Here is a 14,369-nt window from a genome sequence, read left to right on the forward strand (position 1 = left end):
AAGCGTGTCAGCGGAGGGGGAAACTGTTGAAATCCACGGCGTTCGCCAGTTGGTTGTCGATCAGGCCGATGAAACCCTGGACTTCCGGGCAGTTGAAATGCCTGTGCATGGCCGCTTCCGATTGCCAGCGGGCGCTGACGTTCCAGCGGTTGCTGTCCTCGGGGCAGCGGTCGACCATATAGGATTCACAGCCCGGTAACTCGCGCAGGGTTTCGACAATCTTTTGCAGTTGCTTGCCCAGCTCTTCCGAGCGGCCGGAGACGGCCTGCACCTTTACGGTATTGATCACTTCGTTGGACATTACTCACACTCCTGAATCAGGCCGGACGAATCCTGCTCATTGAGGGACAACGCCCATGCAGAATAGGCCTGCACTCCCGGACCGCCAATAGCCAATCGCCGGATAAAACCCCAGGCCAATGCCTTACGCCACCTGCTGCAAGAGGTCCCTCAGCCGGTCCAGTGCGGTGTCGATGTCCAGGGTTTCAATGGCGCCAAAGCCCATGAGCAGGCCGGCCTGGGGTGTTTGCTGGTAGTAGAAGGGCTCGATGGGGTACAGGCCGACCTCGACTTTTTTTGCCAGTTCGACCAACAACGGCATATCGATAGGTGTTTTGCATCTAAGCGTCATGTGGAAACCGGCGGTGCTCGGGATCGCCTCGAGCCAGGGGGCCAGATCCCCGGCAACACGCGACAGCAGGCGTTCGCGCCGTCCGGCATAGATCGTATGACAGCGCCGGATGTGCTTGAGCAGGCAACCTTCGGCGATGAACTTGGCCAGTGCCCACTGGGGCAGGGTGGAGGTGTGCAGGTCGGTCAGTTGCTTGGCGCGGACCACCGCGTCGAGGATCGCCGGCGGCAGAATCATGTAGCCCAGGCGCAGTTCCGGCAGCAGGGTCTTCGAAAAGGTCCCCACGTAGGCGACGATCCCGTGCTCGTCCATGCTTTGCAGGGAGTCGGTGGGGCGGCCTTCGTAGCGGAATTCGCTGTCGTAGTCGTCCTCGATGATGATCGCGCCCAATTCGCGGGCCCGTTCGAGCAGTGCTGCTCGGCGAGCCTGGCTCATCGCGATGCCGAGGGGAAACTGGTGTGAGGGGGTCACATAGATCAGGCGGGTTCCGTCGGGGATTTTGTCGACCTGAATGCCTTCGGCGTCCACCGGTACGCCGACCACCGTGGCGCCATGACTGCCAAACAACAGGCGCGCGGGCGGATAGCCGGGGTCTTCCATGGCAACGATGCTGCCGGGGCGTGTCATCACCCGGGAGATCAGGTCCAGCGCCTGTTGCGCGCCGTTGCACACCACCACATCTTCATCCTGGCAGTTCACCCCACGGGAAAATGCGATGTGCCGGGCGATTGCGTTGCGCAGCGCCGGGAGGCCTTCGGGCAAACTGTAGAACCCCTTGGAACCGGCGATCTGGCGCAGCGCGTGGGCGGTGCAGCGTCGCCAGTCGTCCTGGGGGAATTGGCCCTTGCTGGTGGCGCCACCGATGAAGTCATAACGCAATGAGCCTTCCAGGGTCGGGTGGCGCAGGAACACCGGCAGGTTGCGCCAGGACTCGATGACCTCGGCGCTCGCCAGTTGCGTATGGCTCTGCTTGGGCTGTGCTTTCGCTGGCCGGGTGTTGACGAACGTGCCCTTGCCGATCACACCGGTCAGGAAGTTCTCGTACGTCAGTTGCGCATAGGTGTCGGAAATGGTCTTGCGCGAGATGCCCAGTTGTTCCGCCAGCAGGCGGCTGGGCGGCAACTGCGTGCCGGCGGCCAGGCGGCCGGATTCGATGGCGCTGCGCAACTGGTTGTACAACTGGCCAGCCAGGTCCTTGCGGCCGTTGATGACTACATGAAGTTCCATACCGACGGGGCTCCTGGGGCAGTTGACGCGCGTTTGCGTCGCGCAAGATTACCCGCAAGCGTGGATGCGCAGAAGTTGCGTGGTGCAAAAACCCGGGATTGGTCTTTTTACGCAATGGTCCACTGGTATTTCGCGTAATTGGCTCTGTCACGGCGAGGCATCAGCGCCTAATTTTGAACAGTCCCCATCGACCCCCGAGGCTAGTCATGACGTCCCGCCTGGATTACTACAGCGCATCGCCCAAGGCGATGAAAGCCATGATTGCCATGGAGGCGCTGACCAGCCACCTGAGCATCGAGCCGGAGTTGCTGCACCTGATCAAGATCCGCGCTTCACAACTCAATGGCTGCGCCTTCTGCACCGACATGCACTCGGTGGATGCGCGGCGCCTCGGCGAGACCGACCGGCGCCTGTATTCGATCGTGGTCTGGCGCGACAGCAACTTTTTCAACCCGCGCGAGCGCGCGGCGCTGGCCTGGACCGAATCGGTCACGTTGCTTGCCGACAGCCACGTGCCGGACGACGTCTACGAGCAGGCCCGACAGCACTTCAGCGAAAACGAACTGGTCGACCTGACCATTGCCGTCACTACGATCAACAGCTGGAATCGCCTGGCCGTCAGCTTCCGGCAGGCCCCCAACGCCTGATCAGACCGCCAGCCTGGCTTTCTGTGAGCGCGAGCTGTCGTCGAATCGCCGGTGTGCGTTGTGCCCGGCCATCATTGATTTGTACGGCCGGCGTCGGCATCTGCCATGCTCAGGGTCCGCAGCACGGCTTCCACCAAAGGAACATCGCAATGGACGACGTACAGCAACTGGGTGAGATGCTTCGCCACTACGCAGACGGCAAGGCGCACAAACAACAACTGTTCGAGGCGCAATCGGCGGTGTGGACGACACGCATCACCGAACTGTTCGATCAGATCCAGCAATGGCTGGAACCGGTCCAGGCACCGAACCTGCTGGAAGTATCACGCGAAGCCTATGTGGCTTCGGGGCCGAGCGTTCCGCTGGAGACTTCGACGTTCAAGACGGAGAAGCTCAGTATCGTGATCGCCGGCAAACCCGTGGAGTTCCTGCCCGACGTGATGGGCGCAGGCGGGCAGATTTCCCTGGCGGTGATGGGCCTGACGGCGGCGCGGTATGGCAGCATTTCGCTGGTGTGCCTGCCGCCGTCGGACAGCTGGCAATGGCGCAAGACCAACGGCTTGAAGGAGTCCGACAACTTTACTTTCGATGCGAATTTTCTGGCGCAGCAGTTGCAGAGCCTGATTCCCCGCGAGCGCGGCTGAATCCCTGACGTTGAATCCCATTCAGTGTGGGAGCGAGCCTGCTCGCTCCCACAGGGTTTGCCGTTGCATCACATATCGAGGTTTACATACCCCGGCCTGGCTTCTTCGGGCGTCACCGCCTTGACGACCTTGCCGGTCGCCAGCTCCACGCGCCGCGCCACTTCCGGATCGTCGGCGAAGGGGATCAGGCTGGCGTCGTCCAGGCTCTGCGCGGTCTCCCGCTTCAGACAGTATTCGACCGCCAGCCACAGCCCGGCGACAAACAGTAAGTTCAGCAGTATCTCGCCCATCTCAATCTCCTTGCCTCAGGCAATCTGCGCTTCACGTTCGGCCAGGCGCACGTCCGCCACCCGCACGGTGCGCCAGACGTTGTAGGCCATCAGCAGCATGCCGCTGAGGAAGAACACGCCACCGGCAAAGCGCACCACAAAGCCGGGGTGGCTGGCCTGCAAGGCTTCGACGAAGGAGTAGGTCAGCGTGCCGTCGTCGTTGATCGCGCGCCACATCAGGCCCTGGGTGATGCCGTTGACCCACATCGAGGCGATGTACAGCACAGTGCCGATGGTCGCGAGCCAGAAGTGCAGGTTGATCAGCGGGGTGCTGTGCATCTGCTCACGCCCGAAGACTTTGGGCACCATGTGGTAGGTGGCGCCGAAGGTGATCATCGCCACCCAGCCCAGGGCCCCGGCGTGCACGTGGCCGATGGTCCAGTCGGTGTAGTGGGAGAGGGCGTTGACAGTCTTGATCGCCATCATCGGCCCTTCGAAGGTCGACATGCCGTAGAACGCCAGGGACAGCACCAGGAAGCGCAGGATCGGGTCGCTGCGCAACTTATGCCAGGCGCCCGAGAGGGTCATCATGCCGTTGATCATGCCGCCCCAGCTGGGGGCCAGGAGGATCAGCGACATCGCCATGCCCAGCGACTGCGCCCAGTCGGGCAGGGCGGTGTAGTGCAGGTGGTGCGGCCCGGCCCAGATGTACAGGGTGATCAGCGCCCAGAAGTGCACGATGGACAGGCGATAGGAGTAGACCGGCCGGCCGACTTGCTTGGGCACGAAGTAATACATCATGCCGAGGAAGCCGGTGGTGAGGAAAAAGCCCACGGCGTTGTGGCCGTACCACCACTGGACCATGGCGTCGGTGGCGCCGGAATACACCGGGTAGGACTTGAACCAGTCCACCGGGATCGACAGGTGATTGACCACGTGCAGCATGGCGATCACCACGATGAACGCGCCGAAGAACCAGTTGCCGACGTAGATGTGCTTGGTCTTGCGTTGCACCACGGTGGTGAAAAACACGATGGCGTAGGCGACCCAGACCACCGCCATCCACACCGCGCCGGAGAACTCGATCTCGGCGTATTCCTTGGTGGTGGTGTAGCCCAGCGGCAGGGTGACCAGCATGATCACGATCACCGATTGCCAGCCCCAGAAGGTGAAGGCGGCGAGGGTGTCGGAGTACAGGCGTACCTGGCAGGTGCGCTGCACGGCGTAGTAACTGGCGGCGAACTGGGCGCTGCCGGCGAAGCCGAAGATCACCAGGCTGGTGTGCAGCGGCCGCAGGCGGCCGAAGGTGGTCCAGGGCAGGTCGAGGTTCATCTCGGGCCACACCAGTTGCGAGGCGATCCACACCCCCATTGCCATCCCCACCACGCCCCAGAACACGGTCGCGATGACGAATTGGCGGACGACCTTGTAGTTGTAGGCCTGTCCGATTGTTGCTGTGCTCATGGTCAATGCTTCCACGGTTGCAAAGTCTTGCCAGGCCACCCGGACTGGCATGCCCCTGCACTGTAGAAACCCCGGAAGAAACAAAACAGACTCAGTAAAACTTCATTTATGCGGATCAGATCCGCAGCCATGCCAACGGTGACATGCTGCATTCTGATCCGGTTTTTTAACCTTCAGGTGAATCTGTCGTGCACTGTGCCGGGGGCTCATAGTCACGCTCTCAAAACGAACCACGGAACTCGCCTCCCGACGCCATCCCTGTGGGAGCGGTGCAATGACCGAAGGCTCGAAGAACCCTGATGAGGCAGCCAGATGTATCAATATGACGACTATGACCGCGCCCTGGTGTTCGAGCGGGTTGCGCAGTTTCGCGACCAGGTCGAACGCTACCGGGCCGGCGAGTTGAGCGAAGAGGAATTCCTGCCGTTGCGCCTGCAGAACGGCCTGTACCTGCAAAAACACGCCTACATGCTGCGCGTGGCGATTCCCTATGGGACGCTCGATACGCGGCAGATGCGTACGCTCGCGAGCATCGCCCGGGATTACGATCGTGGCTACGGCCATTTCACCACCCGGCAAAACCTGCAGTTCAACTGGATCGAACTCGATCAGGTCCCGCAGATCCTCGAACGCCTGGCCGAGGTGAACATGCATGCGATCCAGACCTCGGGCAACTGCGTGCGCAACATCACCACCGAAGCCTTTGCCGGGGTAGCGGCAGACGAGTTGATCGACCCGCGTCCACTGGCGGAAATCCTCCGGCAGTGGTCGACCATCAATCCGGAATTCCTGTTCCTGCCGCGCAAGTTCAAGATCGCCATCTGTTCCGCCGAGCAGGATCGCGCGGCCATCATGATGCATGACATCGGGCTTTACCTGTATCGCGGCACCTACGGGCAAATGCTGTTGCGGGTCATGGTCGGGGGCGGCCTGGGGCGCACACCGATCCTCGGGCTGCAGATTCGTGAAGGGCTGCCGTGGCACCACTTGCTGTCCTACGTCGAAGCGGTGCTGAGGGTCTACAACCGTCACGGCCGGCGGGACAACAAGTACAAGGCGCGGATCAAGATTCTGGTCAAGGCGCTGGGTATCGAAGCCTTCGCCAAGGAAGTGGAGGAGGAGTGGCAATACCTCAAGGACGGCCCGGCCCAGCTCACCGACGAAGAGTATGAACGGGTCGCAAGCGCCTTTCTGCCGCCGGATTACCAGGCGTTGGCCAACACCGACCTGGCGTTTGGCACGCGAATGGCCGAGAACCCGGCCTTTGCTCGTTGGGTGACGCGCAACGTGCAGCCGCACAAGGTGTCGGGCTACGCCAGCGTGGTGCTGTCGACCAAACCCGGGGCCGCCGCACCGCCGGGCGACGTGACTGCGCAGCAGATGGAGGCCGTGGCGGCGTGGTCCGAGCAGTTCGGATTCGGCGAGATTCGCATCGCCCATGAACAGAACATCGTCCTGCCGGATGTGCCTAAAGCCAAGCTGTTCGAAGTGTGGACGCTGGCCTGTGAACAGGGTCTGGGCAGTGCCAATGCCGGTTTGCTCACCGACATCATTGCCTGCCCCGGCGGCGATTTCTGTGCCCTGGCCAATGCCAAGTCGATCCCGATTGCCCAAGGCATCCAGGCGCGCTTCGAAGACCTGGATTACCTGCATGACCTGGGCGACATCAGCCTGAACATTTCCGGGTGCATGAATGCCTGTGGTCACCACCACATCGGCAACATCGGCATTCTTGGCGTCGATAAAAACGGCAGCGAGTGGTACCAGATCACCCTCGGCGGTGCGCAAGGCAAAGACAGCGCATTGGGCAAGGTCATCGGCCCGTCCTTCAGTGCCAGTGAAGTGCCCGGTGTGATCGAACGCATCATCGAAACCTTCGTGCGCTACCGCGAAAGCGAGGAGCTGTTCGTCGACACCTTGCAGCGCATCGGCCTGGAGCCGTTCAAGGAAGTGGTGTATCCGAAAGTGCTGGAGGCGTCGGCATGAACAACCTGTTGCGACTGCACATGGGTGAGGCGCGCAGGGTCAGCGATGATCCGTGGACGCTGGTCCGCGAGCCCGAGGTCGCTCGCCCCGCCGGTCCGCTGATATTGCCGCTGGAGAGCTGGCTGCAGGACCCGCAACGGCAGGGTGTGTGGCTGGGGCCGGATGACGAGGTGCAGCGCCTCGAACCCTGGTTCGACACGCTGCCATTGATCGCCCTGGACTTTCCCAGTTTCCGTGATGGCCGCGCCTACAGCCAGGCGTACCTGCTGCGCACCCGCCTGGGCTGGACCGGCGAACTGCGCGCCATCGGCGACGTCCTGCGCGATCAGCTCAGCCATATGCGTCAATGCGGCTTCGACAGTTTTGCCGTGCGCGAAGACAAGTCCGCCGAAGACGCGCTCAAGGGATTGGCGGGGATGAGCGTGTTGTATGGGCGCTCGGTGATTGAGCCGAGGCCGTTGTTTCGCAGGCGCTAGACACCCTCGTGGGCTGAGTCGGCCCTATCGCGAGCAGGCTCGCTCTTACAGGGTCCGGAGTCTGTCAATTGACGGTGATTTTCCAAGGCAAAACCTGCGGCATTGGCTATACCTGTTACACCGTTCCCCAACTGTCGTCGACCGCCTACAGGAGTTACCGCATGAAGCTGGCATTGATAGTGAGCACCGTCTGCATCGCCTCGATCGGCGTGGTGGGCTGCGCCAGCAAGACCGTCGAGCCGGATCAGTATTCCGGGTTCCTCAAGGATTACAGCCAGCTCAAGGAGGCCAAGTCGCCGTCGGGTGCGGTGGTGATGCGCTGGATCGATCCGAAGCTGGACATCGACAAATACAAAAGCGTGTACGTCGAGCCAACCCAGTTGTACCCCAAGCCTCAACCAACGGTGAAGATTCCGCAGGCCACCTTGAACGGCATCACCAGTTATTACGATCAGGCGCTCAAGCGTGAGATCGGTAAATCCCTGCCACTGGCGTCCGGTCCCGGGCCGGGTGTGATCGTGGTGCGGGCGGCGATCACCGCCGTCAGCAGCAAGACCGAAGGCCTGAAGCCTTATGAAGTGATTCCGATCGCGCTGGTGGCGGCGGCGGTGAGTACCGCCAGCGGCATTCGCGACCAGGAAACCGACCTGGCCACCGAAGCGGTGTTCCTCGATGGCGGCAACAACCATGTGTTGGCGCAGGTGGTGCGCAAAGGCACCGGCAAGCCGCTGGAAAACGATTCGCAGGTGATGAAGGCCGATGACGTGAAAGGCGTGATCGATGGCTGGGCGTCGGATCTGCACCAGTCGTATCTGAAGCTCAAATCCAAATGAGGTATTAGGGGCTGAGGGTCCCTTCGCGAGCAGGCTCGCTCCCACAGGCTCACGCGCACTCCTGTGAAAGCGAGCCTGCTCGCGGTTTCAAGAACACAGCGGAGCCAAATCACTGCGCCACAAACCACCGGTAATCCGGACTCCTGCTATATCCGTGCATCACCTCGCGAGTTTCCGGACGGGACCGGTTGAATTGTGCAAGCGATAACTATGTACCGCACCTGATCATTGTCCGATCCACATGCTGTGCCCTTACAGACAAGGAGAGACTGTATGGCACAACGAACATTGCATGATGGATCTACGGGGGATGTCGTTATCAGGTCCGGCCCGCCTGCTTCTGGCGGTGTCGGCGGTTGGGGTGGCGGCATTGGCGGCGGAGGAGGCAACCGGGTCGGCGCGTCGGGTAATTTTGGCGGTGTCAGTAGAAGGACGGCCGCGCTCAGAAAAGCGGCCAAGAGGGAGCGGGCAGAAAAGGCGGCGAGGGACCAGGCAGAAGCCGCGCGGCGGGCTCGTGTTCAGGCGCGTCAACAAGCGCTCGCGGGTTTAGTCCAGCGTCACAACGCGGTGAGGGTCGAACTCGACCAGGCGTTTGCGACCAAAATCGAGAAACTCACGTTATCCCTTGAACAGGAAATTTCAGCAGCGCAACAGCCTCCCGTGCACAATCCGTCCGAGCGCTGGCAGCTGTACCTGATCACCAAAGAAAAAAACGAGATCGATGGGCTGATCAACCGCAAAACTGCGGAACTTGGGATCAAGCACGCAACAGCACTTTCATTCGATGGACACGATCCGCTCACGCGCACCGAAGCAGATTATCGGGCCCGGCTGGAGCAGTTCGGCGAGGCGCTTAACAGCGGTCATCAAACCTGGGAAAACGCCTACAACGCCGCTCATGAGGCGCAGTGGTTAGCAACCCAGATAAATGCACTTGCGCAAAAATCCAACGACCTGGCCAAGCATCACGCCGAGCAGTCCGTTATCTGGCGTGAGCGGGAAGCACAACAGGAGCGGCATCGTCTACAAGCCGAACAGCGTGATGCGCGCATTCGATTCAAACAGCAGGCGGATGCCGATACACGTCTGGAACGGGTCAAGCAAGCTAACACCTTACACGTCCCTATCGCACAATCGACAATGCCAGGCGGGCTGCTACCGAGCCACGGCGGCGAGTGGGGCCATGCGCAGAAACTGGTCGCCGCTGCTACGCGTGCGTCCATCCTCACCTATTCCGTCCTGAGCACCGTGACGCGACCGCAAGTCGCCGTTTTCATGGCTGGAATGCTTGTTCCAACCCGTGAATTGGGCAACGGTGAATTAACCCCCGAACAAAGGAATCGATTGTATGAAGCAGTCGTCATTCCGGCGCACGCACTGGAATTTCATGATTCCGAAGAGTTGCATGATGCTGCCAGCACTGGTGCTTCGGTAGAAGCCGAATACCGGCTGAAACCCGTTGCCACACCGGAAGGTACCGCCATCATCGTTGCCAGTACCGGGGGCGAAATCGCTCCGCGAGTTTCGGTCGTGAGTGCAGTGCTTGATCCGCTGACAGGCGTCTACACCGCCGTAGTTCCGGGTGCACCGACTCGATATGTGGAGTTCTCGCCCGACGCGATGCCCGACTCGGCCAGTGGCAGTCAGCCCAGGCTGATGGTCACGGAGCCGCAGATTCAAGATATCCCGGCAGGTGTCGACCTGCGCATTCAGGATTGCATCGTCTGCGTGCCCGGTCTGGAGCCCTTGTACCTGTCGTTCAACGTACCGCCCATGGGCGCAGGCGTGGTCACCGGGACCGGTCAACCGGCGACGCTGGATTGGTGGAAGGCCGCCAGCCAACCGCAAGGTGCGGCCATCCCCAGTGAAATCGGCGATCAGTTCCGAGGTCGCCAATTCAAATCGTTCGATGCGTTCGATAAAGCCTTCTGGCAAACCCTCGGAGAACAGCGTGTTCTGATCTCCGGATTGGATGACATCAACAAAAAGCGCGTCGAACAAGGTTTCGCACCCTATGCACCGAAAAGCACGTGGGTCGGTGAGTTCCGTGAGTTTGAGCTGCGTTATGAGCAACGGCCGGAATTTTGGACGGATCCCTTTAACCTCGACAAAATCAGCATCAAGACGCCGGACAGCACAGCAGGATGGGTGGGGATAGTTCCTGCGGTGGTTCCTTGGGCCATCCCGCCGGCCAGCAGTTGGAAGCCTCTGGTGCCACCGGGTAGCGAGTATATTGACTCGACGGCTTCGCCGATCACGTCGACCGATCCGTTGATTTATCCCGGCAGCCCTGCCGTCCCCGTCCTACCGCCAAACCAGACGTTTCCGGCTGTTGACGAAGGTGAGATTGGGGCGAGTATTCCTGGGTTTCCGGGAGATATGGAACTGCCTTCGCCGGATGCGTTGTTTCGTGATCGGCGTGATGATCCGGGGGTTGCGACCGGGGCAGGGCGGGTGGTGTCAGGGGTATGGTTGGGCGATGCTGCGCGTGGAGATGGGGCGCCAGTTCCATTGCAGATTGCCGATCAGTTAAGGGGTAAAGAGTTTGCGAACTTTCATCGGTTTAGAGAGGCGTTTTGGAAGGCTGTGGCAGCAGATGCGTCCCTACGGCAACAGTTCTCTGTTCGAAACTTAAGCAGAATGATGGAAGGCCTGGCTCCTTATCCTCAACTTGCTGACCAGCTAGGGGGGCGCAAGACGTTCGAACTGCATCACGACGTCAAGGTTTCTAGCGGGGGTGATGTTTACGGGGTCGATAACATTTTAGTAATGACACCACGGCGTCATATACAGCTGCACAAGGAAAGCAATCATGATCTTTAAAGAGAAGCTGGAAGACTATACTGAATCGGAGTTCTTATCCTTTTTACAAGGATTTACCGACTATCCCCCCGGGCTGAAAGGAAAGGCGCTGGAGAAGTATCTGGATCATCTTCTCGCGCACTTCGAACTCATAACGGAACACCCGGACCGCTCAGACGTCATCTTCTACCCAAAGGAAGGTCAGGAAGACAGTGCCGAAGGCATCTTGAAGACAGTCAAGGAATGGCGTGCAGCCAATAACAAGCCCGGCTTCAAACCGGAATAAACCCATCTCGTTGACAACTTGATGGCACTTGCTCTGAACCGGGCAGGTGCCATTGTCCGCGATGGCTTTGTAAAAGAGATTCAAGGAAGAACCAATGGAACTCAAATCAACACTCAAGGAATACACCGCGTCGGAATTTCAGACGCTGATCAACCGAATCAGGGAGGTCGATCTTCCGAAGAAGGATCATGATCGGCTGATCAACCATTTCGATCGCATTGTTGGCCACCCCGAGGGCGCGGACCTGCTCTTTTATCCCGACGAACGCGACAGCTGGAGCAGCCAAGGGTCGGTTGTGAACCGCGTCAGGAACTGGCATCAGCGCCAGGGGGTGGCGGCCTTCAAGGAAGAAACCGTTTCCGTGCCTCTTCCCACCCCACGAAAAAGCGCCATTGAAATCAGCCTGGCGGAAATGCACAAGCTGGCCGCAGACGTGGCTGCGGCTGAACTGATCGTTGAATCAGCTGCCGCTATTTTCCTGCAGGCTATTGAGCACATGCGCAGTCTCCAGGTTGCGCAGATGGACATCTCCGGCAGGGAAACAAGCATTCGGACACTTGAGGCTGCCCAGCACGAAGCCTCTACGGCCATCAATAAGTTCAAGTTCTGGAAAATGCGACTCGAGTTTGCAAGAAAACGCGAACAGGACAATTTGATTTATGCGCGATCGGACCATGCGCAGCGGCAAAGCATCGCGCAACAAATCAATGCGCTGCATGACGGCTACCTCTCACGACTGGCTGGCATCAACCAACGTCATCGTGCACAGCATGATGAAGCTGAAATCCTTTTGATCTCAGCGCAGGAGAAGCTCATTCATTCTCGCGCACTGGCCGAATCAAATTCCGGTCGCACTCCCTCCGTAATGCAAGCGTTGTTGGACTTTGTCGACACTCGTCCTGATGTTCTGCTTAATGGCACATCACCAGCGTTGTATCTGTCTCAGCGCATCGATATGCAAAAAGCCGTTCGTTCAGCGGTTGCCGAGTTTACGTGGCAGCACACTTCAGGTGAGGTCTCTGATGAAAACCAGCGAGCAGCCGTGTTGAGCTTCGAATGTTCCAGTCGGGCGGACACTCGTATTTTTGGCATTAGCGTACCCCTGGCTGAACTTCAGCCACTCGAAGGGCCTGATTGGCAGTTGTTGGCAACTCACCATCTTGAAGTTGATCTGCCCTTCAGAATCGGAACGGCCGTAGTGCCCGCAAAACCTAAAACGATGTTTCAAGGTTTACGGGAGGTCGAAACGCTGACGCAAATACACGTCAGTGCTTGCCGAGGACAATCGTTGGCTTCCAGCGTTCGCGTGAGGCCTGCACAATACGATGAGCAACGGCGCGCCTTGCGTTTTACGGCGGATGGCACTGCTCCCGCCACTGTTTGCTGGTGTGCGCCGGCTGTTCAGGACAGCCGTGTTCCGGACGCCCCGGTGCGATCAAAACGCTTGGGCCATATTTATTCGTCACCGGTGCCGGCGATTGAAGTGATTTCCGGTGATGGACAACACGTCGAGCCTGATGACTACATCGTGGTTTTCCCTGCAAGCTCAGGGCTTGATCCGGTTTATGTCGTGCTCAGCAATGAACATTTGTCTCCGGTTTGATCGGCGAATCGAGCGATCACGTGCGTTGCAGACGTGATCGTACCGTGGTTACGCAAACCGATTTGGGGAAGGGTCAGCCCCTCTTTCCAAACGCCCGTTCTTCCTGCTCCCGCAACTCGGGCGTGAGTTCGACACCGAAATCGTCCAGTTCAAATACCTGGCGGATTTCGATCTCTGACTCGGTGCCCGGCATTGGATTGGGACAGCGCTTGACCCATTCGATGGCTTCTTCTTTGGACTTGACCTGCCACAGCCAAAAGCCGGCAATCAGCTCCTTGGTTTCGGCGAACGGGCCGTCGATGACCGAGCGTTTGTCACCGGAGAAGCGAACGCGGGCGCCTTTACTGCTAGGGTGCAGGCCTTCGCCCGCCAGCAGTATCCCGGCCTTGGCCAGCTCTTCGTTGTAGTTGCCCATTGCCGTCAGCAGTTCTTGGCTGGGCATGACGCCGGCTTCGGAATCGGCGCTGGCTTTAATGATGATCATGAATCGCATGGTGGTGTCTCCGCTGGATTGTGTTGATTCAGCCTATGGTCGGTTGGCAAGTGGCCAAATCGACACAGTTGGAAAAAACCTTCTGTGGGAGGGAGCCTGCTCGCGATGAGTTGAACATCGTCGTTGTGTGATACACCAGCCATCGCTGGCAAGCCAGCTCCCACAATTGTTCGTGGCCAGGCGCAGGATGACTGGACAACAGGGATCCTGTGGGAGCTGGCTTGCCAGCGATGGGGCGGTACATCCAACATCAAAATGCCTGACACGCCGCAATCGTCGGAACGCCGCCCGGAGCCGCCTCGCACCCACAGGTCTTCAGGAGAGTGTTCACAATTTGTATCTGCCGGTAGGTCGTCGGCCCGTTTCGTGGTTAACTTCTGCCTCTTCAAAATTCTCTACAACAACGTGCAGAAGGACTCCGTTCATGGCTCAAGTCACTCTTAAAGGCAACCCGGTTCAAGTCAACGGCCAACTGCCTCAAGCCGGCTCCAAGGCGCCAGCCTTTTCCCTGGTGGCTGGCAACCTGTCCGATACCACCCTGGCCAGCTTCGCCGGCAAGCGCAAAGTGCTGAACATTTTCCCAAGCGTCGACACCCCGACCTGCGCCACCTCGGTGCGCAAGTTCAACGCCCAGGCCAATGACCTGGCGAACACCGTGGTGCTGTGCATCTCCGCCGACCTGCCATTCGCCCAGGCGCGCTTCTGCGGTGCCGAAGGCCTGGACAACGTGCAGAACCTGTCGACGCTGCGTGGCGCCGAGTTCATCGAGAACTATGGCGTGGCCATCGCTGACGGTCCGCTCAAAGGCCTGACTGCCCGCGCCGTGGTGGTGCTGGACGAAAACGACAACGTGCTGCACAGCGAGCTGGTCAGTGAAATCGGTCAGGAGCCGAACTACGACGCGGCACTCGCCGTTCTGAAATAAGCAATCGCTTACAATTGTTAACGGCCTGCTCCTGTTCAGGCCGTTTTCATTTGTGCTTCAGTCCCTTAGATAACTCTCCTGAT

14 protein-coding genes are annotated in these 14,369 nt (G+C 59.6%); 9 read left to right on the plus strand and 5 right to left on the minus strand.

All coding sequences use genetic code 11. The annotated features are described in order from the left end of the window. Positions 1-7 precede the first annotated feature (7 nt). Together ACM6IM_RS04990 and ACM6IM_RS04995 are read right to left on the minus strand one after the other, a co-directional pair. On the minus strand, positions 8-301 hold the full coding sequence (locus ACM6IM_RS04990; RefSeq protein WP_192302905.1) for an antibiotic biosynthesis monooxygenase family protein: 294 nt from the start codon (positions 299-301) through the stop codon (positions 8-10). A gap of 123 nt (positions 302-424) precedes the next feature. Then, a complete protein-coding gene (locus ACM6IM_RS04995) occupies positions 425-1,858 on the minus strand; it encodes a PLP-dependent aminotransferase family protein (RefSeq protein WP_414864377.1) in 1,434 nt (477 codons plus the stop codon). A 206-nt stretch (positions 1,859-2,064) separates the two neighbouring features. On the opposite strand from ACM6IM_RS04995, the gene ACM6IM_RS05000 reads away from it, so the two are divergent. Together ACM6IM_RS05000 and ACM6IM_RS05005 are read left to right on the plus strand one after the other, a co-directional pair. Then, positions 2,065-2,505, plus strand: a complete 441-nt coding sequence (locus tag ACM6IM_RS05000) for a carboxymuconolactone decarboxylase family protein (protein WP_414864378.1) — start codon at positions 2,065-2,067, stop codon at positions 2,503-2,505. 149 nt (positions 2,506-2,654) lie between these two features. Further along, positions 2,655-3,149, plus strand: coding sequence for a hypothetical protein (locus tag ACM6IM_RS05005; RefSeq protein WP_192302899.1), 495 nt, complete (start codon positions 2,655-2,657; stop codon positions 3,147-3,149). A 68-nt stretch (positions 3,150-3,217) separates the two neighbouring features. Here the strand turns inward: ACM6IM_RS05005 and ACM6IM_RS05010 are convergent, their stop codons facing one another. Both ACM6IM_RS05010 and ccoN read right to left on the minus strand, forming a co-directional pair. Beyond that, positions 3,218-3,439 carry a cbb3-type cytochrome c oxidase subunit 3 gene (locus ACM6IM_RS05010; RefSeq protein WP_414864379.1) on the minus strand — a complete coding sequence of 74 codons (222 nt, stop codon included), beginning with the start codon at positions 3,437-3,439 and terminating at the stop codon, positions 3,218-3,220. 15 nt (positions 3,440-3,454) lie between these two features. Continuing rightward, the gene (gene ccoN / locus ACM6IM_RS05015) at positions 3,455-4,882 is read right to left on the minus strand and encodes a cytochrome-c oxidase, cbb3-type subunit I (protein ID WP_414864380.1); all 1,428 of its coding nucleotides are present in this window, start codon (positions 4,880-4,882) and stop codon (positions 3,455-3,457) included. Positions 4,883-5,194: 312 nt separating this feature from the next. Here ccoN and ACM6IM_RS05020 point away from each other — a divergent pair, with 312 nt between their 5' ends. The 6 genes from ACM6IM_RS05020 (at position 5,195) to ACM6IM_RS05045 (ending at position 12,868) form a co-directional block, all read left to right on the plus strand. After that, positions 5,195-6,868, plus strand: coding sequence for a nitrite/sulfite reductase (locus ACM6IM_RS05020; protein ID WP_414864381.1), 1,674 nt, complete (start codon positions 5,195-5,197; stop codon positions 6,866-6,868). Next, positions 6,865-7,344 carry a DUF934 domain-containing protein gene (locus ACM6IM_RS05025; protein WP_201192820.1) on the plus strand — a complete coding sequence of 160 codons (480 nt, stop codon included), beginning with the start codon at positions 6,865-6,867 and terminating at the stop codon, positions 7,342-7,344. The genes ACM6IM_RS05020 and ACM6IM_RS05025 overlap by 4 nt, the downstream gene beginning before the upstream one ends. A 161-nt stretch (positions 7,345-7,505) precedes the next feature. Further along, positions 7,506-8,177 (plus strand): DUF3313 domain-containing protein, encoded by a 672-nt coding sequence (locus ACM6IM_RS05030; protein ID WP_201192817.1) that lies wholly within the window; start codon positions 7,506-7,508, stop codon positions 8,175-8,177. A gap of 273 nt (positions 8,178-8,450) precedes the next feature. Further along, on the plus strand, positions 8,451-11,000 hold the full coding sequence (locus tag ACM6IM_RS05035; protein ID WP_414864382.1) for an S-type pyocin domain-containing protein: 2,550 nt from the start codon (positions 8,451-8,453) through the stop codon (positions 10,998-11,000). Then, positions 10,990-11,265, plus strand: coding sequence for a bacteriocin immunity protein (locus ACM6IM_RS05040; protein WP_201192811.1), 276 nt, complete (start codon positions 10,990-10,992; stop codon positions 11,263-11,265). The genes ACM6IM_RS05035 and ACM6IM_RS05040 overlap by 11 nt, the downstream gene beginning before the upstream one ends. A 94-nt stretch (positions 11,266-11,359) precedes the next feature. Beyond that, positions 11,360-12,868, plus strand: coding sequence for a bacteriocin immunity protein (locus ACM6IM_RS05045; RefSeq protein WP_414864383.1), 1,509 nt, complete (start codon positions 11,360-11,362; stop codon positions 12,866-12,868). Positions 12,869-12,941: 73 nt separating this feature from the next. Here ACM6IM_RS05045 and ACM6IM_RS05050 read toward each other — a convergent pair whose 3' ends face one another. Then, positions 12,942-13,361 (minus strand): YciI family protein, encoded by a 420-nt coding sequence (locus ACM6IM_RS05050; RefSeq protein WP_201192805.1) that lies wholly within the window; start codon positions 13,359-13,361, stop codon positions 12,942-12,944. Between the two features lie 424 nt (positions 13,362-13,785). On the opposite strand from ACM6IM_RS05050, the gene tpx reads away from it, so the two are divergent. Further along, the gene (gene tpx / locus ACM6IM_RS05055) at positions 13,786-14,286 is read left to right on the plus strand and encodes a thiol peroxidase (RefSeq protein ID WP_414864384.1); all 501 of its coding nucleotides are present in this window, start codon (positions 13,786-13,788) and stop codon (positions 14,284-14,286) included. Positions 14,287-14,369: the final 83 nt, after the last annotated feature.

Origin of the sequence: Pseudomonas sp. IT-P12 (assembly GCF_949767465.1) — a bacterium.
Classification (GTDB): Bacteria; Pseudomonadota; Gammaproteobacteria; order Pseudomonadales; family Pseudomonadaceae; genus Aquipseudomonas.